At 46.4% G+C, this 21206-nt stretch carries 13 protein-coding genes; 12 read left to right on the top strand and 1 reads right to left on the bottom strand.

Annotated features, from left to right (window positions below; translation table 11 throughout):
* Window positions 1-124 precede the first annotated feature (124 nt).
* The 5 genes from SCB77_RS01195 to SCB77_RS01175 all read left to right on the top strand — a co-directional run bounded on the left by SCB77_RS01195 (window position 125) and on the right by SCB77_RS01175 (window position 11089).
* Entirely contained in the window at window positions 125-3538 is a 3414-nt protein-coding gene (locus tag SCB77_RS01195; RefSeq protein WP_320184610.1) for a SusC/RagA family TonB-linked outer membrane protein, read from the top strand.
* Window positions 3539-3548: 10 nt separating this feature from the next.
* The gene (locus SCB77_RS01190; RefSeq protein WP_320184609.1) at window positions 3549-4955 is read left to right on the top strand and encodes a RagB/SusD family nutrient uptake outer membrane protein; all 1407 of its coding nucleotides are present in this window, start codon (window positions 3549-3551) and stop codon (window positions 4953-4955) included.
* Between the two features lie 119 nt (window positions 4956-5074).
* On the top strand, window positions 5075-6013 hold the full coding sequence (locus SCB77_RS01185) for an ABC transporter ATP-binding protein (RefSeq protein ID WP_320184608.1): 939 nt from the start codon (window positions 5075-5077) through the stop codon (window positions 6011-6013).
* On the top strand, window positions 6010-8295 hold the full coding sequence (locus SCB77_RS01180; RefSeq protein ID WP_320184607.1) for a Gldg family protein: 2286 nt from the start codon (window positions 6010-6012) through the stop codon (window positions 8293-8295). The genes SCB77_RS01185 and SCB77_RS01180 overlap by 4 nt, the downstream gene beginning before the upstream one ends.
* A 1-nt stretch (window position 8296) precedes the next feature.
* Window positions 8297-11089, top strand: coding sequence for a M16 family metallopeptidase (locus SCB77_RS01175; RefSeq protein ID WP_320184606.1), 2793 nt, complete (start codon window positions 8297-8299; stop codon window positions 11087-11089).
* A gap of 423 nt (window positions 11090-11512) precedes the next feature.
* On the opposite strand, the gene SCB77_RS01170 is transcribed toward SCB77_RS01175, so the two are convergent.
* On the bottom strand, window positions 11513-12673 hold the full coding sequence (locus SCB77_RS01170) for a hypothetical protein (protein WP_320184605.1): 1161 nt from the start codon (window positions 12671-12673) through the stop codon (window positions 11513-11515).
* A 315-nt stretch (window positions 12674-12988) separates the two neighbouring features.
* Between SCB77_RS01170 and SCB77_RS01165 the strand changes: the two genes are divergently transcribed.
* From SCB77_RS01165 to SCB77_RS01135, 7 genes are all read left to right on the top strand, one after another.
* A complete protein-coding gene (locus tag SCB77_RS01165) occupies window positions 12989-14716 on the top strand; it encodes a histidine kinase (protein WP_320184604.1) in 1728 nt (575 codons plus the stop codon).
* Window positions 14713-15486 carry a LytR/AlgR family response regulator transcription factor gene (locus SCB77_RS01160; protein WP_320184603.1) on the top strand — a complete coding sequence of 258 codons (774 nt, stop codon included), beginning with the start codon at window positions 14713-14715 and terminating at the stop codon, window positions 15484-15486. Before SCB77_RS01165 ends, SCB77_RS01160 begins: the two co-directional genes overlap by 4 nt.
* A 188-nt stretch (window positions 15487-15674) precedes the next feature.
* The gene (locus tag SCB77_RS01155) at window positions 15675-16478 is read left to right on the top strand and encodes a hypothetical protein (RefSeq protein WP_320184602.1); all 804 of its coding nucleotides are present in this window, start codon (window positions 15675-15677) and stop codon (window positions 16476-16478) included.
* Window positions 16479-16583: 105 nt separating this feature from the next.
* Window positions 16584-17393, top strand: coding sequence for a hypothetical protein (locus SCB77_RS01150; RefSeq protein ID WP_320184601.1), 810 nt, complete (start codon window positions 16584-16586; stop codon window positions 17391-17393).
* 203 nt (window positions 17394-17596) lie between these two features.
* Complete coding sequence (locus SCB77_RS01145) at window positions 17597-18106, top strand: RNA polymerase sigma factor (protein ID WP_320184600.1); 510 nt, start codon at window positions 17597-17599, stop codon at window positions 18104-18106.
* A 54-nt stretch (window positions 18107-18160) separates the two neighbouring features.
* The gene (locus tag SCB77_RS01140; RefSeq protein WP_320184599.1) at window positions 18161-18769 is read left to right on the top strand and encodes a hypothetical protein; all 609 of its coding nucleotides are present in this window, start codon (window positions 18161-18163) and stop codon (window positions 18767-18769) included.
* Window positions 18770-18776: 7 nt separating this feature from the next.
* The gene (locus tag SCB77_RS01135; protein WP_320184598.1) at window positions 18777-21203 is read left to right on the top strand and encodes a TonB-dependent receptor; all 2427 of its coding nucleotides are present in this window, start codon (window positions 18777-18779) and stop codon (window positions 21201-21203) included.
* Window positions 21204-21206 lie beyond the last annotated feature (3 nt).

Here is a 21206-nt window from a genome sequence, read left to right as displayed (position 1 = left end):
ATAATACATCAACCCTAAACACAAATGAACTAACAACCTTAAGAAATAAGAATGCGGAGATGCTCGCAACACCCCCGCAAAAATCTTGGTCTTATTAATTTTACTCAACAAATTAACCTATCAAATGTATAAAAAAAATTTGACATGGACGCGTTATGTTTCTGTAAAAACAAGCGTAAAAAGCGAGTTACAGAGCCGGAAGGCGCGTTTGTCACGAAGCAGAAGTTTCTGCTTACTATTCTTCTTCCTTTTACTTATATCGGCTGCGCAGGCACAAGTGTTACGCGAACGTGTAAAAGTCAAGTTTACCAATACTTCGCTACAACAAGCACTTAAGACGCTTGAAGCGAAAGCTGATGTTCGTTTTGTCTACAATGACGGGCATATGAAGACTAAAAACTTGGTTAACGGCAACTACGAAGGTAGTTTGGAATCCGTTGTGAAGCAGTTGCTATCAAGCTATCAACTAACCTTTGACTTCGTTGACAATCAATACATCGTATTGAGAAACCCGAAAAAAGGAGAAGATGTTACAATAGGCAATGGTATACCCGAGGGCGTGAATCAAAATGGCTTTGTGCAGTCAGGCGTTGTGATCGATGAAAAGGGTAATCCTTTGGCAGGTGTAGTTGTAACGGTGCGTCGAGCAGGAAATATCGTGCAGACCGATCAAAACGGCTATTTTAATATCGGGGTAGTTGATGATTCCTATACCCTTGAGTTTCGCTACTTGGGGTATAAAAATGTGGCACAAAAAAGCCAACGCAATGCATTGATGAAGTTGGAGTTGCAACTTGACCAGGCTAATTTGGACGAGGTTATCGTTGTGGGATACGGTACCACTACGCGTAGAAACAATACGGGGTCAACAGTATCCATAAAGGCCGAAGAGATTATGAATACGCCGGCAACAAACTTTGCTAATGCTCTGCAAGGGCGAGCCGCGGGTGTACAGATTGTACAAAGCAATGGATTGCCCGGAAGCCCGATGCGCTTCACCATCCGTGGACAAAACTCACTGATCACGGCCGGCAGCACCATCGATAGAAATGCGCCATTGATCGTGGTGGATGGCGTACCCTATCTGTCTGATGCCATAAACGGAACGGTAGGTGCGGGCCTCAACGGTGCAAATGCCCCTTCGGGAGGAGCCAGTCCCCTGAATCTGATCAACCCGATGGATATCGAAAGTGTCGATATCTTGAAGGATGCCGATGCCACAGCGATATATGGATCTAGAGCTGCAAACGGTGTTATCTTGATCACCACGAAAAAAGGTAAAGCCGGTCGTACACAGGTGGATGGATTGTTTCGGCATGGAGTAGCCAAGGTCAGCCATTTCGTAGAAACTATGAATACCGAACAATACTTGGCTATGCGTAGGACAGCTTTCGCAAATGCGGCTAATGCCAATACAACACCCGAACGCACAAACGCTTTCGACCTGACCACTTGGGATCAGACGGCCTACACCGATTTTCAAAAGCTGCTCATCGGGAATACCGCGCAATCTACCGACGCAAACCTCTCGATTAGCGGTGGCGACCAACGTACCAATTTTAGGTTAAGCGGAACATTCCATAAAGAGGGCAATGTCTTTATCGGCGATCAAGGCTACAACCGCTCGGCTGTAAACTTTAATATGCAGCACAAATCGGCCAATGAGCGCTTTAACCTCGGCTTTTCGGCCATATATGCCGCAGATGACAATAATGTAGCTTTGCTTGATCAGACATCGATAGCCTACAACCTGCCACCAAACTACCCCTTGTACAATGAGGATGGCAGCCTATATTGGAGCGGAATAAGCTATGGCGTGCCCGCCAACCCATTGGCACAGCTTAACCAAGTGGTCAAAAATAAAGGGACCAACCTCATCGGTAACTTAAACTTAGGCTACCGCCTTTGGAAAGGTCTTCATTTTAAGACCAACTTTGGCTATGGCAAATCGGACATGGACCAGAAGCGTCTTACGCCAAAAACAGCCCTCGATCCGGGCTTGGCAACCAGCTTGTCCAATAGCTTCTTTGCCTACAATGTCAATGATACCTACTCGATAGAGCCACAGCTAGATTATAGCACGGATATTGCCAAAGGAAAGCTTAGCGCCATGTTGGGGTCTACTTGGCAGCACAGTGTGGCCAACCAACCATCTTACATCAGTGCCAACGATTTTGCCTCCGATGAATTTTTGGAGAACATAGCCAGCGCCCGCACCATGAGTATCTCTAAGCGTAGCAGCGAATACAAGTATTCATCGATATTTGGCCGTCTAAACTACAATTGGGATGGCAAGTATATCGTGAATGGAACGTTCCGTCGCGATGGCTCGTCCCGTTTCGCACCCAATGCACGTTTCGGAAACTTTGGCTCTGTGGGTGCTGCCTGGATAATGAGCGAAGAAAACTTCCTAAAATCTATTCCCCAGATCAGTTTTGCCAAGATCCGTTCCAGCTATGGTTGGGTGGGCAATGACAAGATCGCCGACTATGGATACTTTGATTCCTACGGCTCCAGTTCCTATGTTTTCAACGGTGTCACCAGCCTCGTACCCGCTCGCTTGGCCAACAACACCTTCCGTTGGGAGCAAACGGCAAAATTTGAGGCAGCTCTCGAGCTGGGCTTGTTCGAAGACCGCCTATCCTTTACCGGCGCATTCTATCGCAACCGCTCCGGCAATCAACTTGTTAACCAATTGGTGAGCCCGCAGACCGGATGGAACAGTTACCAGGCCAATTTTCCTGCACTCGTAGAAAACAAAGGCTGGGAATTCACGCTGTCAAGCACCAATATCCAACGTGATGGGTTCCGTTGGCGCACAGACTTCAACCTATCCCTGAACCGGAATAAACTGATCGATTATCCCAATATTAAGGCATCATCCTACGCCTCATCACTCGTGATCGGACACCCGATGAACCCGCTATATGCCTATGAATATATAGGTTTTGATGAAGCTACGGGATTGCCAGCCTTCCGCGATTTTAACGAAGACGGAAAGATCAGCACCGGATTGGTTGATTATGCCCTCGGCGATCGATACCTAGCCGGCACGACCTTGCCCAAATATTTTGGTGGGCTCTCCAATACCATATCTTACAAAAACTTTACGTTGGATTTCCTCTTCCAATTTGTCAAGCAAAAAGGCCGCAGCATATTGGCGCAGTCTTGGAGCCCGCCGGGCTATGGCATGACGAATTTTGCGGCAGCACCCATAATGGACTATCTGAGCCAAGGTTCGTCAGAGCAATTGCAGGTGGCGGCAGATTTTACCAATGCCTACACCGCTTGGTCTAACTATACCTATTCATCGGCCAGTATTGTAGATGCATCCTTTATCAGGCTTAAGAATGTAAGCCTGTCATACGACATCAAGGGGACTTTTGTCGAGCGTTTGCGTTTTAAAAACCTTCGCCTGCAAGTGCAGGGGCACAACCTCTTCACCGTGACAGACTATGTGGGCTTTGATCCGGAATCACAAGGGCTATCCCTGCCACCGCTCCGCACGGTTGTCGGCACGCTACAATTTACATTCTAACGTTATCATCATGAAATTAAAATCAACATTATATATAGGATTATTGCTGGCCGGGCTGGGCTTGAGCAGTTGCGAAAAGCTCATCGAAATTGATGCCCCTACCAATGAATTACCATCGGACGTGATCTTCAAATCTGAGGGCACGGCAAAGTCAGCACTGGCAGGTGCATACACCGCCGTGACCACCAGCAGCGCTTTCAACGTGAATTTTACACAATTCAACGCGATGGCCGCCGGCGAGATCGATTTTGTAGGATCTACCGTGTTTCAGGATTTTATGCAAAATACATATGATCCCGTCGTGACCACCCGCATGAGCGGCCTGTGGTCAGAAGTGTATGCCGCGATCTATCGTTTTAACAGCGTGATCGAAGGGTTAAAGGACAATGCAGCCATCCCTGCTGCCTCGGTGCAACAGATGACGGGCGAAGCACGCGTGATGCGGGCCTATTGCTACTTTCACCTGATCAATATGTTTGGCGCAGTTCCGTTGATCAATACCACCGATGTCAATATCACCAGTACGTTGCCCCGTGTACCTGCTACGGAGATCTACACCTGGATGGCCAGCGAGCTAGAGGAAGCTAAAGATCAGGTGGGCGAAACCTACCAAAGCAATAACAATGTCAATAGCCGTTCCCAGGTGAACCGGTCGGCCGCCAAGGCATTGCTGGCCCGCGTATACCTATACAGTGGTAACTATGCACTAGCCGAGCAGTATGCCACAGAAGTAATCGCTAAAACCGACCTCTACAGCCTGTTACCCAAAGAACAGTTGGCCAATGTATTTTTGAAAGATGCCAAAGAAGCTATCCTGCAAATGGGGCCTGCCGTGGCCACCACCAACGGATACACTGTCGAAGGATCAACCTTCTTGCCCACAACAACATCCACCGTAGCCAACTACGAGCTTACCAGCTACCTGCTATCGGCATTTGAGGCAGGCGATGCGCGCAGAACCGCCTGGGTAAAAGAAAGCAACCTCTCGGGTAAGCAAACATTTCAGCCCTATAAGTTCCGCAACTTTAACCAAGCTACGGCAGTTTCTTTAACGCGAACAGAATTGCCCATGTTGCTTCGGCTGGCCGAACAATACCTTATCCGTGCCGAGGCCCGTTTCCGCAGCAACAACACAACCGGTGCACGCGAAGACCTGAATGTGATCCGCCGCCGTGCAGGGCTGAATGACGTGGCGACAACTGCAAACATCGAAGAGGCCATACTCAAAGAGCGCCAGATAGAATTTTTCTGTGAGCTGGGTGATCGTTGGTACAGCATAAAACGTATGGGCAAGGCCGATACCATTATGGGCGCTTTGCGGCCCAACACCTGGCATAGCTATGCGCAGCTTTACCCGATACCGCAGGGTGCGCGTGACACGAATCCATTTCTGACCCAAAACGACGGATACAGATAATAAGATAACAAGACAACTATATGAAAGGCTTGGTCTAAAGAGCACAGGATGGTTGCCCAGCAATGGAGCAACCCTACCGAGCTCTTTGGCCCAAGGCTATGGACTAATTTTTTTAATAAATGGAAAATACGATTGTAAAGATATCCCATTTATGGCACCGCTATGGGACGGCATGGGCCATTCAAGATATCGATTTCGAGATCAAAGAATTTGGGGTCTTAGGTTTACTAGGCTCCAATGGAGCGGGTAAATCCACAACGATGAACATCATGTGCGGCGTGCTTAACCAAGTAAAAGGGGAGGTGAACATCGGTGGCTATGACATGCGCCAAAGTCCGATAGAAGCAAAAAAGCTAATCGGTTTTTTACCGCAAAATGCGCCGCTCTACCTTGACCTCACGGTACACGAGTACCTGACGCAGTGTGCCCACTTGCGGTTGATACCCCGCAAAGAGATTGATAAAGCGGTGGATAGGGCGATGGCCAAATGTGGGGTTTCGCATTTCAGGAATAGGTTGATCTCCAATCTTTCTGGCGGCTACAAGCAACGCGTGGGTATAGCGCAGGCCATTATCCACGAACCCAAACTGGTGGTGCTGGACGAGCCAACCAATGGCTTGGACCCTAACCAGATTATCGAGGTGCGGAAATTGATCAAGGAAATCGGCGAAGAGAAATCAGTTATCTTTTCCTCCCACATCCTCTCCGAGGTGCAGGCCACCTGCGAGCAGGTAAAAATGATCGAGAATGGTATTATGGTGTTTGAAGACAGCATGGATGCCTTCAATAATTACATCGAGCCAGATAGCTTGCTGATGGTGATGGCCAATCCGCCGATCCCCGAAGTACTCAAGGCCGTGTCGGGCGTATCGGAGGTGGAAGTGCTGTCTGCCCAGCAATTCCGGATTCGCTTTTCCGATGCCAACGGTATCAGCGAGCGGCTGATCGAAGCCAGCGTGCAGGCCGGTTGGCGACTGCGTGAGCTGACGCTGGAGAAAAGCTCGCTGGATCAAATATTTGCCCAACTTTCTAATAAAACGCCAAACAAGAAATCATGAAGACCACCCTACGCATAGCAAAGATCGAACTGAGTCAACTTTTTTACTCGCCCGTAGCCTGGATCGTCTTAATTGTACTGATCATACAATCGGGCTGGCAATACCACGGCATCCTCGAACGTATTTACCAAGGGCAGGAGATGGGCTCTATCGTGGCAGGGGCCACCAACCGGATATTCTCTGGATTCCGCTCCCTTTTTCCGCAGATGCAGGAATACTTATACCTTTATATTCCCTTGCTGACGATGGGGCTTATCAGCCGCGAAACCAACAGCGGATCTATTAAATTGCTGTATTCATCGCCCATCAAAGTCAGTGAAATCATATTGGGCAAGTACTTGGCCATGATGACCTATTGCTTGATCCTGATCTCCGTGCTGTTGGGACTTGGCGTGCTGACCCTGTTCACCGTCAAAGACGCTGAATTTTCGATGATCCTCTCTGGGATCATCGGGCTATACCTCTTGATCTGTGCCTATGCCGCTATCGGTCTGTTCATGTCCAGCTTGACCACCTACCAAGTGGTGGCGGCCATCAGCACGCTGGTGGTATTGGCGGCATTGACCTTCGTGGGGCAATTGTGGCAGGATATAGACTTTGTGCGTGACATCACCTACTTTTTGTCCATATCTGGACGTGTGGAGGAATCCATCAATGGCCTGCTCGGTAGCAATGATGTGTTGTATTTTGTCATCGTTATCGTACTGTTTTTAGGCTTGACCTACCTAAAACTACAGTTTGAGCGCCAAACATTGACTTTGCTCAATAAAAGCTTACGCTATGTGGCCTTTATAGCCGTGATGCTGTTTTTGGGCTACTTGAGCGCGCTGCCACAGTTTATCCTGTACAAAGACATGACGGCCAACAACAGCCGCACCTTGACCCCTGCCAGCCAAGCCATCATTAAACAATTTGAAGAGCCCGTGCACATCACTACCTATGTGAACTTACTGGACGAAAATTATTACTCGGGGCTTCCGGCGGGGCATAACAGCGATAAGAAGCGCTTCGATATGTATTTTAGGTTTATGCCATACCTCACGATGGACTATGTGTATTACTGGGATCATAGCACAAACGAACGCCTCTATGCAGAAAACCCCGGGTTGAGCGATGAACAACTTGCCCGCAAGATGGCCAAGACAAACAAACTGCCTTTTAAGAAGTTTTTGACACCCGCGCAGATCAAAAAAGAGATTGATTTGAGTGCCGAGCGTAACCGATTTGTACGCAAGCTGAGCTATAAGGGCAAAGAGGTGTTTTTACGCGTGTATGATGACTTGTTTAAACATCCCAACGAAAAGGAGACTTCGGCCGCATTTAAACGCTTGCTGGTGCAAGCGCCCAAGGTGGGTTTCGTGACCGGCCATAATGAGCGTAGCGTTCAACGATCGGGCGACCGCGACTATCAGGTGGCCACCACAGAGATCGCTTTTCGTTATGCATTGATCAACCAAGGTTTTGATGTGCTGATGGTAGACCTGCATGCGCTAACACCGAAAGTCGGTTTAGACATCTTGGTTATTGCCGATCCTATGCGTGCTTTTAGCGCCGAAGAGCTACAGCATGTGCAACAGTATGTAGAAAGTGGCGGTAACCTGATGGTTTTGGCCGAACCCGAAAATAAATCGACCATAAAGCCGATCTTGGATATGCTGGATGTGGAGATGGATGAAGGACTATTGGTGCAGCAAAGCCAAAACTACGAGCGCGATTTTATCTTGGCCAATATCTCGAAGAGCAACTGGCTGGAGACTGTCGGCGAAAGCAATTTTCTAAACAAAGATAGTGTCTTGGTATCAGTGCCTACCTCGGTGTCGCTGTCTGCGCGAGCAAATAGCCGTTTCAGCAGCAAGCCGCTCTTTGTGACCCAAGCGGCGAACACCTGGAAGCAGCCCGGACTAAAAATTGACCGCTCGGAGGAACTGAACGATCCACGCAGCAACCAAGAGAAGAAATCTTACCCAGTTGCGCTAACATTAACACGTGAATTGAAAGATAAACAACAGCGTATCTTGGTGATCGGTGATGCAGATTTTATGAACAATGCCGAGCTAATTCGCCAATCGCCGAGAACTGCCAATTTCTCGGTGATGACTGACCTGTTCCGTTGGTTCAGTAATAATGAATTCCCAATTGATACTAACCGCACCGAGCCTACGGATATTGGCAACGTGACATCCACGGGCTTAGACTTGATCAAGTTTGGCTGGCTGTTGGGCTTGCCACTGCTGGTGGCGGGTAGCGTGATCATTTTATTGTTAAGAAGAAAAAGAAGATAGTATGAGATTGAAAAGTTTACTAGTCGGAACGTTGCTGGGCCTCTGCCCAGCAGCCGTTCTGCTGGCACAACAGCTGCCGTTGGATCCTACGGTTCGCGTAGGAGAGCTGCCAAACGGGTTTCGTTATTTTATTAAACAAAACGCTTACCCCGAAAAAAGAGCCGTGCTGTATTTGGCCAACAAGGTGGGGTCTATACTGGAGACAGAAGAAGAGCGCGGATTAGCGCACTTTATGGAGCATATGAATTTTAAGGGAACGAAACATTTCCCGAAGAATGAACTGATCAACTACTTGGAGAAATCTGGTGTACGATTTGGTGCTGATCTCAATGCGTACACCTCTTACGATGAAACCATCTACCAACTGCCCATCCCGACGGATAATGCCGAGCTATGGAAAAATGGTATGCAAATTATGCGCGACTGGGCTGCCGAAGCTACGCTTGATCGCGAGGAATTTGAGAAAGAGCGAGGTGTTATTTTAGAAGAGAAACGCTTACAGCAGAATGCTGCGGGGCGCATGCGCGAGCAGTATATGCCCTCGTTGTACAACCACTCGCGCTATGCCGAGCGCGCACCCATAGGCCTTAGCGAGGTGATCGCAAAGGCCGATATCCAAGTGCTCAGTGATTTCTATAGCCGCTGGTATCGGCCAGATTTGCAAGCGCTGATCGTGGTGGGCGATATCGATGTCGATGCGGTTGAACAACAAATTAAGGCGCTATTTGGCGATCTTAAAAGCAAGGCTGCCGCCAACGCGGTAAGACCCGAATACGGCATAGACCTGATCGATAGCCTGCGTGTTAAGCAGGTGAAGGACAAGGAATATGCATCGGCACAGATCGAATTGTTTGTGAAGAGAAAGACCAGCCCCGTCGTGGATGAAGACAGTTTTAAGCGGGATTTGGTGCGGCAGTTGAGCAACAGCCTGCTCGCTGCACGATTTCAGGAAATTGCACGTAAGGGAAGCCTGACCTATATGGGGCTGCAGGTTAGTGCTAGCGATTTTGTAGCTGATCTATCGCTGCTAAATGTTCGTATATCGATAGCACCGGATAAGTGGGAGCAAGGCTTTAAAGCAGCCTACACCGAAGTGTTACGCGTGAAAAAACATGGCTTTACGGCTGCTGAACTTGATGATGTCAAGGCTCGCCTAAAAGCTCAAATAGCGATGCAGGAACGTGAAAAAAATAAGATTGCATCATTGCGCTTGGTGGAAGACTACCTGCAATACTTCTTGAGCAAAACGGCCTATCTATCTACCGACAAAAAGATCGAACTGACCCGGTGTATGCTAGAGACTGTAACGACGGATGATGTGAAAAGGTACCTCAGTGATTTTCTGAATGAGAAAGATCAGTTATGGCTGATGCTAGGGCTAGACAAAGCCGATCAGCCCTTGCCAGAACAACAACAGCTTAAGCAATGGATAAATGATTTGGGACAGCAGCATATTGAACCTTATGTGCAGGAAAGGCAGCTTGTTCGCTTAATGGATAGCGTTCCCACTGCGGGTAAAGTAGTAAAGGAAAATAAGGACGATGCCCTAGGGTTAACGTCTTGGACATTAAGCAACGGTGTGCAGGTATGGGTCAAACCTACCGATTTTAAGAATGACGAAATCTTGTTTACCGCATTTAGTCCGGGCGGAAGCTCCCTGTATGCCGATGAGGATTATTACTCGGCTATGAATGCCCCTGCTTTTGTTGTGAATAGCGGCGTGGGGACACTTGATCTCAACCAGCTGAGCCAATTTTTGAACGCACGGGCCGTTCAGGTTAGTCCTTTCATTGGCGAACGGGAAGAAGGAGTGAGTGGCGCGAGTATCGGCAAGGAACTCGAGACGGGACTGGGTTTAACACACTTGTATATGTCCGCTTCGCGGTTGGATACGGCTCGTTTTCGGATCATCATGGATCGTTCCAGAACCGCAATAAGCAGCCGTGGTTTCGATCCTAAGCGTGCCTTTGCTGACACGGTGGGCAATATATTGGGCAATTACCACTTTCGGCGGCAGCCAAGTTCATTGGCTACACTCGAACAGATCAAAGCCGATAGGGTAAAGGCAATCTTTGACGAACGCTTTGCCAATGCCGCAGATTTTTCATTCGTTTTTGTAGGTAATTTCAAGCTCGATTCGTTGCGCCTGTTAACGGAGAAATATCTAGGATCGCTCCCTAGCAGTCCAAAAAGGGAACAAGCGCGCGACCTGAACATTCGTGTGCCCGAAGGCAAGATACGTCGCGACCTGCATATGGGACAAGGCGATAAGGGCACTGTACAGCTGGTGTTTAGTGGAAAGTATGCTTATTCGGCGACAAACAATATCTATATGGATGCCTTGAAAGCTGCATTAGAGCTTCGGTTGACGGAGCGCCTACGCAAGCAGGAGAGTGGAGTTTACTCGCCGTCAGTACAGCTTACCAAAGCCAAAAAACCATTGGGCTTTTACGCACTGGTTATCTCCTTCGATTGCGACCCTTCACGGGAAGAAGACTTGATTGCCGCTGTGCGCGAGGAGTGGGGCAAAATGCGAAAAGAAGGCATTTCGCTAGAGGAATGGACTAAGTTTATGGCCGAAGAGCAACGTGCACATGAATTGCAGGAAAAATCGAACCAATTTTGGTTAGGTTACCTCAAAGGCCAACTGGACAAAGGAGAGGCATTGGATGAGTTCGCTGGCCATAATGATCGTTTGGCACAGGTGAATTTAAAGAAGCTTAATGCCTATCTGCGCAAGATCTTGCGTCAAGAAAATGAAATCATCGTGACGCTGAAGCCGGAAGAAAAATAGCGTATAAATTTTTTAGATACCATCCCTTGGTATTGTTGTTTAGTTAGTAGTAAAAGGCCGTCTCTCCCGAGTTCGGCCTTTTACCGTGTTGAACACTTCAATTTTGTTTGCCTAAATTCGTCATTAACGTAACAATTTATCCTGTTTTAAGCCCGAACGTAAACAACGCACGGAACTAGGAGAATCGAGTCAAAATTCTACAAACTTCAAAAATCATGCTTGCTCGTTTTCCTAATTTTTTAGGGTAAAAAATGCTTTTAAATAGGGTTTAAAGACCGATAAATGTCTGTTTTGTTTGTTTGAAAAAACGCTAGCACTTTTTACAGAACAGATAGCTGTTACAGTGTATCGTTAGGTATTCACGCGCAATCGTAGGCAGTTCAAGATAGAAAGCTATCATCTTTCACGCACAAGTAAGCGCATTTATCCGATAGTATATATGCTGCGGAGTATGCCATGTATCTCTTTCTTGGCTTCGAAATCCTTTGCTGGATAGGAGAAATGAACCGTCAGGTATTGTCCTTCCTTGATATAGATTTTTGCTATACCTCTTATGAATTTATCTTGTTGCTGCTCGTCGTAGAAGATATCTTGATAGCGAAAACGATAACTGTGGAGCGATTCGTTAGCTTTAACAAAGGCCTCTTTTGACATGTCGGTCTTCTGTAAAGTGGTGTACAGTGAAACTTCGCCGGCATCGGTACTATAGGCGAAGGAGTGATCGCCCTGCGATGGTTGTTCCTGCGGTTTCAATGCACTATCTTTTAACTTTAGGTATACCAGATTAATGTATTCGCCCGGATAGATGCCTACGAAGGGATCTTGCCAAAAACTACTTGGTTCATCTGTTTGCTTGAGCTGTGCTACAGTCGCTTGTTCCCACTCTGGAATGTTCAACCCTAAATTACTGTTGATCTCCTTCATTTTATTGAGCGAGGCCAAGCTGTCTAATCCTAGTAACGGAACGACCACTTCGAAAACGAGCTGCCCCTGTTGATAGAAACCCAAAAGGTAATCGCGGTGGTTTGTCCAAACTTTGTAAATCCCTGTTTTATATTTTGCCGTCTTAGCCAATATTGCCGTTTCGTACAAGGAAGCACGATGTATATCGGTAACGGCGTTGGAGCCACCAAAAAATGGATCACCAGTTTCCAAGTAGCTATCGTCTAAAAAAACTTCCCTTTTATCGTAGAGGAGGGAGGCGGCAACAAACACATCGCCCCAAACCGAATCTTGGTACAATACCTCGGTGGTCGTATAGACTACCGTATCCGTAGCGGGGTCACTCCCCATGCGCAGCTCTTCCAACTCATCGTAATAGCGGTTCATAAAGGGGAATACCTGCTTCGCGTTGGTGAAAATCAATTTATCCTTATCCGCTTGTTTCAGTTTGTTGTTGTAGGGCACTTTTCTAAGCCACGCGCCTACATATTCTCCGCCCATCAATTGCTTGATGTCTTCATCCATGACAAAGGCCTTTTGTTTACTTGATGATGGCGTGCAGCCACTTAGCATCATCAATATAGCCAACGCAAAGCCAATAAAGTTTTTATAGGCAGCGTTTTTTCTCGGTTCTTTCCTCATAATACAAAAATCCATATTTTTAGCTACTCTCGAAATCCCTCAAATCGGGGATTTTACTTTCGTTATTACCGCAGCAATGTACCCGCACTTGAAATCTGGCTCTAGATGGATGATAGTGACCACGATGACGGCCGTTTGAAGATGTAAGCTTAACAAAATGCACGGAACCTGTTACAATTACTGAATTATATTTGCAAGCCATTTGAAATAGATTATTTTTGAATGGCGGCTTACCTTCCGGTAGTTCGTTCGAAGCGAAAACATGCCGAAGTGAGCTTGTTTTCCTTTACTTTATAGCATATCATTTACAGTAACATGCGTAATTTTTATTCCTTTCTGTTTGGTACATGGTTCTTGCTCATCGTAAGCAGTGTTTCCGGAAAACTGTATGGGCAGTCTGGAGACGGATTAGCGGCATTAGATAGTCTTTTTGCCAAGAAACAATATGAGCGGGCGGCAACGTTGCTGGACAGTGTGTTGCGTAAAGCCATCGCGGTCGACGATGCTGCACTTATTGGAAGGTCGCATGCAGGAATAGGAAATCTGCTGTTGCTGCAGGGAAAGCTGGATGCCGCTTTGGAGAACTACCTCATTAGCATAAAGCACCTTCATGCCGACCAATATGCCGGCGAGCTATCTCGTATATATTCCAACATGGGGGCGCTATACTCAGGACTTAAGCAGTTCCAGCGATCCAAAGATTATTTTCTTAAGGCCTTGGAACTTAATCCAACGGAAAATGCCAATCGCTTGAAGACGCTAGCCAATCTTGCGGGCGTGTATATGGAAACAAATGAACGAGCGGAAGCCCTCCAAACCTTTTATGCTGCAATACAGCTTGCCCGTCAATTGAAGAATGCATCCGTGGAAGCTATATTATATACCAACTTAAGCAACTACTACATTGGCGAAGCACAATGGGCAGAAACGGTCAAGTATGCAAAACAGAGTATATCCCTTCGAAAAGGGTTGGGGCAGCCCCCATCAGCAATTACCTATAATAACCTTGGCTATGCATTGGTGCAACTAGGGAGTCTTAAAGAAGGTATTCAATACTACCATGTTGCTTTACAACAGGCAAGCATAGCAGAAAAGAAGCAGATCTATTATAATTTACACCAGGCCTACAGAGCGCTGGGGGAGGAGGAGGAGGCTTGGCGAGCCATCGCGCGCTACGACGCAGTAAAAGATTCGCTAGCCACGTCAAACTACGAACAGAAAGTTGCTGAACTCGAAGCCAAGTATCAATCTGCGGAAAAGGAAAGGCATATAGAACAGTTGGCCATGCAAAATGCGCTGCAAGAAAAGCAACTGACCCAGCAAACCTACTTGATTGTGGCGATATCGTTGATTGCTCTTTTGATCGCAGGGATCATTTATCTACGGTGGAAGCAACACCGCGTGAGCGATCGCCTATCAAAAGCCGAATGGCGACACCGTTTTTTGCTGGTTCAGCTGAACCCTCATTTTATTTTCAATGCCATGCAGAGTGTGCAACATTTTATCCATAAGAATGAAAGGGACAAGTCCTTGACATATCTGCATAGTTTTAGCCGATTGATACGTCTGGTATTGGAAAATTCGGAAGAGGATGCCGTTTCGCTTGATGTGGAAATTGAAAGCTTGACACACTACTTGCACTTGCAGCAGCTGAACCGTAATCCATCTTTTTCTTACCATGTGCAAGTTGCAGAGGAGCTGGAGCCAGACAACATTTGGATACCAACCATGCTTCTGCAACCTTTTGTGGAGAATGCTGTAAACCATGGCGTGGAGCAGCATGGTGATGGGCGTATCGAATTGTTGTTTGAAAACAATGCCAAGGGCATCGATATTTTCATCAAAGATAATGGACGTCAGGTGTGGAGCACATCACAGGCTGGCCGATTACATAAATCGATGAGCATGGACATTGTTAAGGGGCGTATCGAGCAACTCAATAAAATGGGACGATATGAGATCGTCATGAATATTTCGCAAAGTAGCCCCGTGCCGGGTTACGAAGGAACAATCGTACATTTATATATTCAATTTTTAAAATGAACATGTTTAAGCCCGCAGAGCCCATCAGCTGTTTGATATTGGAAGATGAAGCATCTTCACGCGAGATGATCTCGCAAACGCTCTTGGAAAGTTTTCCCGATATCAGGCAATGCGTGTGCTCCTCCATCCAAGAGGCTGATGAAGCTTGCCAGCAGGCCCTACCCGCATTGCTTATTCTGGACATCAATTTGCCCGATGGTGTTTCATTTGATTGGTTATCGAGACTCCTTCAACAGAACCAAACCTTTAGCGTTATCTTTACAACCGCCTATACGCAGTATGCTGTGGAGGCTTTTAAATTCAGCGCGCTGGATTTTATATTGAAACCTTTTCTTCCCGAAGAGCTTGTTCACGCCGTATATAAGGCGGTTGATGCAATAGGCAGTAGGCATTATCATCTACAACTGGAGACTCTTTTTCATAATCTACATAGACAAGATGCGCCAGAAAAGCGTATCGTGCTCAAAACTGTGGAAGAGATCCACGTCGTCAACTTGGACGATATCGTGGCCATAGAAGCTGATAACAGCTATGCTACCTTTCGCTTGCGCGGAGGTCAGGTTATTCTGGTGTCGCAGGGACTCAAGGAGTTTGAAAACCGACTCCGTTCCAACGGTTTCATGCGCGTGCACCAATCCCATCTGGTGCATGTAAAGTATATCAGTGCATTCCGAAAAAAGACAAATGAACTTTCGCTGGAAGGGGGAATTGTGGTGCCCGTATCGCTGCATAAACGTCCGTTACTCATCAATTACCTCAACGCTCTTTAGGAAAATCCGCTTTTTTTAAGGCAAATTCAAGAGCGTTCCCTGCAAATACCAAACGCTTGCCTTTCTCTTTCTCATAACGAAATCTGCTGGCTAAATTTGTTATCACTGGCCGTCGCTAATTCAGATCTCTCCAGTATTTGCCAAGGGAGATCTAGTGCCTGCTAAGGTCAACATAAATTTTTATGCATATGAGAAAAATACTTTTGGGAAGTTTTCTGTTTGGATGTCTATGTTTTAGCACCGAATCTGCAAGCGCACAGATATGGAAAAAGGTACAGCAAAAACTGGAGAACAAGGTAGAGCAACAAATTGATCAGGCCTTGGATGGCAAAGCCGAAACAAAAGCAGGAGATGCCGAACCGACTACCTTACCTAATCTAGAGAAGACGTACTCTTTTCTACCAGGAAACACCGTGTTTTTTAGGGACAACTTTGAGAACGAAACCTTTGGACGTATGCCTAAAAAATGGAAATCCAGCGGAGGTGGTAGTGTAGAGGAAGCTCCCGGTGTACCCGGTAAATGGCTTGCATTGGCTGCACGAACGAGCTACAGACTGGACAGTCTATTGATGTTGCCCGAAAATTTCACCTTGGAGTTTGATCTATTTACGCAAAGTGTGGAGGCTAGAGATATTGGCAGCATGTCTTTTGGATTTGCCCGAGATAATGCCAATCGATCCTACATCTCCGATGCTTACAACGATAATGCAATAACGAGTGCGCAGCTTCATTTTCACAATAAGGAAGTGACAAATTCCAGCAGCGACACGAAAATCTACAATCCGGTCAAGTTTCCATTGAACAGCTATTCCAATGCGACTCTGCATGTATCCATCGCGGTAGAGGGGGAGCATATGCGCATTTACATCAATAAGGCCAAGTTGTTGGATACCCGTATGTTCAAGCGAGATGCCATCCGGTATTTTTATCTTTCAGCACCTTTCAGCTACAACGCCGATGCTCAAGTCTTTTGGCAACTTTGTCTTGGCTAAATAAGGACATTTGTTAGCGGCGGAGCACTAGCTAGTCGGAAAAAAATGATCTAAGCGTAGATGTAGTTAAATTGGCACAAAGTGTGTTGGGAATAATTCTGTAGCATGGAACCATCCCAATATATACGTTTTCAAAGAAAAAACTTCGGTAAATCCGGCAGTTTAGCGACCTTGTTTTTCTGTAGTGTACTGTTTCTGCTGGGGGTAGTAGGTATCGTCGTCGACTGGAAAAGCGGAGGCACAGCAGCCATACTCGTTGTTCTGCTTTATCTATTGCAGCGCGGGCACTCAACTAAACGCCTGTTGTGGCTCGTAGGACTAGCGGTATTTGCGCTCTATTTAATAAGTTGTGTGCTGCCGGTCGATCTTTTGATTGCCTTCGTAACGGCGTTGTTTCTCCCTTTTGGTTTTTTTTTGCGATCTGCCTTGAAGGCCTATCGCGCCATACATACCGTAGATGTCTTTTATTGGGATAACAAACAACTACATTGTTTGGTGATGTTGAACGATAGTGATTATAAGGGGTACGCTTTAAACCCCGAAGCTTATCGCAAAACTTATCGAAGCGATCAGGTGACTGCTGTTAAAGTATTGAAAAATAATTTGTTAATTTCTGTTGGAGATCTTTTGATACGGCCACTGGAATTAACCAAGGACGAAGTGGCTTCGGTTCTTGATTTCGTGCAACGACAATTTCCGCAGCTGCTGTCGCAAGAAGCTGTCTTGGAAGCAAAGATTGATGAAGAAAATCGCCGTTACAAACAAAAAATAATCCCGATGGTGCCGATTGTTCTTGTGGCTGTTCTTATCTATTTTTTTGCAGACAATGGCAGAAACCAACCACTTACCTATGCTGGTCTTGCGCTGATGCTCGCCCTACCTGTTGTCATCACGATACTGTCGAGAAAGAAATGATCGGAAACCCAAAAAACTATTGATTGGCAGCCCTACTTTCCAAAGAGTGGAAGCTCAGTAGCAGAAAAATAGACCAAAAACTTTTCGAATAGTGCAACTGTATCAACAGCATGTTGCGAATGCTATTTTTTCTTTTTGTTTGTAATTAATCTAAATTAAGTATAGATTCGCAGGCAAATGTTTATCCTAGTCCCTTTACCAGCATGTCTGCAATAGATCACGATACTTTCCGAGCGATCTACGAATCCTATTGGGCGAAAGTGTATAACTACGCGAAGCGCATCATGGAGGATAAGGAAGCTGCTGAGGATATCGTACAGCAGGTTTTTGTGTCATTGTGGGAACGTCGAGCAACACTACATTTGGATAATGCTGAAGCCTATCTGATACAGGCTGTTAAGTTTACCTGCATCACAGCCCTAAAGAAAGAACAACGGTACGCCCATCAGGAAGAGGTAGAAGGGGTGCAAAGGCCATCGACATCAAAAGCCGATGAACTGACGTTAAAGCACGATTTGGACAAAAATCTAAAAGGGATAATCGAGACATTGACACGCGACGAGCAGGATATATTCCGGATGCGCTTTGAAGATGGGTTGGATAACAAGACTATTGCGGCTCATTTGGCGCTATCGGAGAAGACCATACGCAATAAGTTTTCCATGGTGCTATCCATCGTTCGGCAGAAGTTAAAAACCTACGGCTACAAATAGGGGCAAAAAAAAAAATTTCGGGACAATCGCGATGCAGGGTAGACTTCCCTGTAGATGAATCAAGATATCATACAAAGATACCTCGCAAACACCTGCACGGAAGAGGAACGATTACAGGTAGAGCGTTGGTTGGAGCCAACAGAGTTTTCGCAACCGCATAGTTCCATTTCGGACGATCATAAAGATCTACAGCGAAAAATCTGGGCCGATATATCCGTAAAAACGCGACGGCAAGTTAATCTGCCTATTATGCGCTTGACGAAGTACAGCGTAGCGGCTGCAATATTACTGTTGCTGACCTTTCAGGAAAATGATGTACTGCTATCGCTCGGTCGTGATGGGCACCTGCTTCATATCGAAAAGATCAACTACGCCATGGGCAATAGCAAAGCGGAAGGCTTGGTGGACATACATCGCGTTCACAACCCAACCGAAGAACCGATTCAAATCACCTTTCAACCTAGCGGTAGGATATACTGCCTAGCGGAGAATCAAAGCTATATTCATGTACAACTGGAGCAGGATCCCGGCGTTATCGGGCAGAAGGAATTGATCCTCTCTGCCGATCAGTTGAAGATGCTGCCTGATGTTCCCTTGGCCGCCTACCTAGCGGCAGCTGTAGATCATGAAAATTTAAAAAACAAACCTCAGCAATACCTCTAATCCAAACATGAAATTTATCCCTTTAGCCTTCTTGCTATGCCTGCTCAGTGGCCTGCATACGGCTACCTTGGCACAAAACAAGAAAACAGTAGAACTTTCCGGCTATGTCAAGGACAACTTTGGCAATGCGGTGCATGCCGCTACCATCAGCGTTGAAAATGAGCAGACGAAGGCCGATTATGATGGTTATTTTAAATTCGATAAAATTGCCCAAGACGAGATGCTCACGGTGGTAGTCACGGCAGTAGGCTTTTTGACTGAAAAGAAAACACTGCCTGTAGGGGCGAACAGTAAACTCACTTTGGATATATTGATGAGGGAAGATAGCCGACAGATTGATGAAGTGACCATCGTCGGACAGACGGACAATGAGCGCCATGTGCAAGAAATCAGCCGATCAGGCTTTAATGTAAGTGTTATTGATCTCAATAAATTCAGCAACGAAGCTGCTAACCTGACACAAGTATTGAAAAGAGCAACCGGTGTAACCATATGGGAAGATGGTGGTCTAGGCTCTAATTTCGTGTTTCGAATCAATGGATTGGATGCCAAAATATTTATAGATGGCGTGCCCATGGATAATTTTGGTTCGTCTATGTCGCTTAACAATATTCCCGTCAATCTTATCGATCGTATCGAGATCTATAAAGGAGTCGTTCCTGCATTCTTGGGATCGGATGCGCTTGGTGGAGCAGTCAATATCATCACCAAGCGACGAGCTCGCCCATTTCTAGACTTCAGCTATAGCCTAGGCTCGTTCAATACCCACCAAGCGGCGGTTGTGGGAACGTTTACCAATCCGAAAAATAAACTGTCAGTGCGTTTGAATGCCTTTTTTAACCATTCGGACAACGACTACAAGATGTACAGCGAAGAGCGTTACAATGTGATTCTGCGTGGTGAACGTAATAATAAGTTGGATACCATCGATCAGGTGCGTCGATTTTACGATGCCTATACCTCGGCTATGGGGCAGATAGAGCTGGGCTATCGGGATAAATCTTGGGCAGATCAGTTCTATGTTGGCTTAACCTATTCCCAAAACCACAAAGAAAATCAGTTGGGGGCTACCATCAATACACTTAATGTGGGACAATGGACCGAGAGCAACTATTGGATGCCAACCCTGAGCTACAAGAAAAGTGACTTTATTGTTAAAAGGCTATATGCCGATATTTTTACGAGCTACAGCATGGATACTAGGCACGTGCGCGATACAGCGGCCTATAATTATAGTTGGTCAGGAAACTGGGTGCCCATAGGGGATGATCTACCCCGGCAGGAAACCCATACCAAGTATGATCTGTCCAACTACTTGGCGCGCATAAATCTCAACTATGACTTTGACGAAGAACGACGCCAGAGCATCAATGTCAACTATAACTACAATAGTAGTAACCAAAAAGAGTATGATATGATGGATGGTTACGATAGATCGGGGCTGCCGTCTAGCCTTGGTCGCCATATTCTGGGATTGGCTTGGCAAAATCAGTGGTTTGATAAAAGGCTTTCCAATGTCCTTTCTGCTAAATACTACCGACTGGATGCGGCAAAAGACAGAGACGAGCGCGTGTTTGATGGCAACAACGAACTTCTTAGCGGTGCTTTGGTACACTACAAGAAAGCTTGGGACTACTACAGCCTGAGTTTAGCCTCTCGCTACCGTATTACTCGCGATGGAGGATGGAAGCTTTCGTATGAGCGGGCTTACAATTTGCCTGCTATGACGCAGCTTTTTGGGGATGGCGTCAATGGCATCGCTAACTTTGATCTGAAACCGGAACGAAGCGATAACTTGAACACTGGCTTTTATTACAACACCTTTATCCGGGAAAATAACTTCTTGAATGTGGATGTCACGGCCTTCTATCGCCTTGCGGCCGACTATATCAACACACGTGTGGTCTACGTGAATGGCGAAGGATATACGCAGGCTTACAATATTCCGGGTGTAAAACTCTATGGCTTAGCCGCCGAGCTCAAGTATGGTTATAAAGATTTAGTGGCCGTCACGCTCAATGGATCCTACGACCGTGCCATCGATAATAAAAAGTTTACCGACGATAATAAAAAACAAGTGAGCTTAACCTATGGTCAGCAAATTGCCAATCGTCCGTGGGTTTATGGCAGCATGGATATCAGCCTGATGCAAAATGACTGGTTCCAGTCTGGGAGTAGGGTACAACTTTCTTACCTGTCGCAATACACGCATTGGTTTTACCTGAGTGAATCCAACTTAGGATCGCTGGCATCGAAAGATCATATCCCAACACAAACTATCCACTCGGCGATATTGAGCTACTCGTGGAGCCGCAACAAATACAACGTATCCTTCGAAGCACGAAACCTTACTGATGAACGCGCATACGATAATTTTAGGTTACAAAAACCGGGGCGCGCCTTCTATCTAAAACATCGACTATCATTAATGTAATCA

This window comes from Sphingobacterium bambusae (genome assembly GCF_033955345.1).
Taxonomy (GTDB): Bacteria; Bacteroidota; Bacteroidia; order Sphingobacteriales; family Sphingobacteriaceae; genus Sphingobacterium; species Sphingobacterium bambusae.
Note: the sequence above shows the minus strand (reverse complement) of the source record. Positions and strands in the feature narration are given on the sequence as shown.

Coding starts and splice junctions, on each gene's coding strand:
- SCB77_RS01195 (WP_320184610.1), top strand. CDS start 125: ATGTATAAAAAAAATTTGACATGGACGCGTTATGTTTCTGTAAAAACA.
- SCB77_RS01145 (WP_320184600.1), top strand. CDS start 17,597: ATGTCTGCAATAGATCACGATACTTTCCGAGCGATCTACGAATCCTAT.
- SCB77_RS01170 (WP_320184605.1), bottom strand. CDS start 12,673: ATGAGGAAAGAACCGAGAAAAAACGCTGCCTATAAAAACTTTATTGGC.
- SCB77_RS01165 (WP_320184604.1), top strand. CDS start 12,989: ATGCGTAATTTTTATTCCTTTCTGTTTGGTACATGGTTCTTGCTCATC.
- SCB77_RS01135 (WP_320184598.1), top strand. CDS start 18,777: ATGAAATTTATCCCTTTAGCCTTCTTGCTATGCCTGCTCAGTGGCCTG.
- SCB77_RS01185 (WP_320184608.1), top strand. CDS start 5,075: ATGGAAAATACGATTGTAAAGATATCCCATTTATGGCACCGCTATGGG.
- SCB77_RS01180 (WP_320184607.1), top strand. CDS start 6,010: ATGAAGACCACCCTACGCATAGCAAAGATCGAACTGAGTCAACTTTTT.
- SCB77_RS01175 (WP_320184606.1), top strand. CDS start 8,297: ATGAGATTGAAAAGTTTACTAGTCGGAACGTTGCTGGGCCTCTGCCCA.
- SCB77_RS01190 (WP_320184609.1), top strand. CDS start 3,549: ATGAAATTAAAATCAACATTATATATAGGATTATTGCTGGCCGGGCTG.
- SCB77_RS01155 (WP_320184602.1), top strand. CDS start 15,675: ATGAGAAAAATACTTTTGGGAAGTTTTCTGTTTGGATGTCTATGTTTT.
- SCB77_RS01150 (WP_320184601.1), top strand. CDS start 16,584: ATGGAACCATCCCAATATATACGTTTTCAAAGAAAAAACTTCGGTAAA.
- SCB77_RS01140 (WP_320184599.1), top strand. CDS start 18,161: ATGAATCAAGATATCATACAAAGATACCTCGCAAACACCTGCACGGAA.
- SCB77_RS01160 (WP_320184603.1), top strand. CDS start 14,713: ATGAACATGTTTAAGCCCGCAGAGCCCATCAGCTGTTTGATATTGGAA.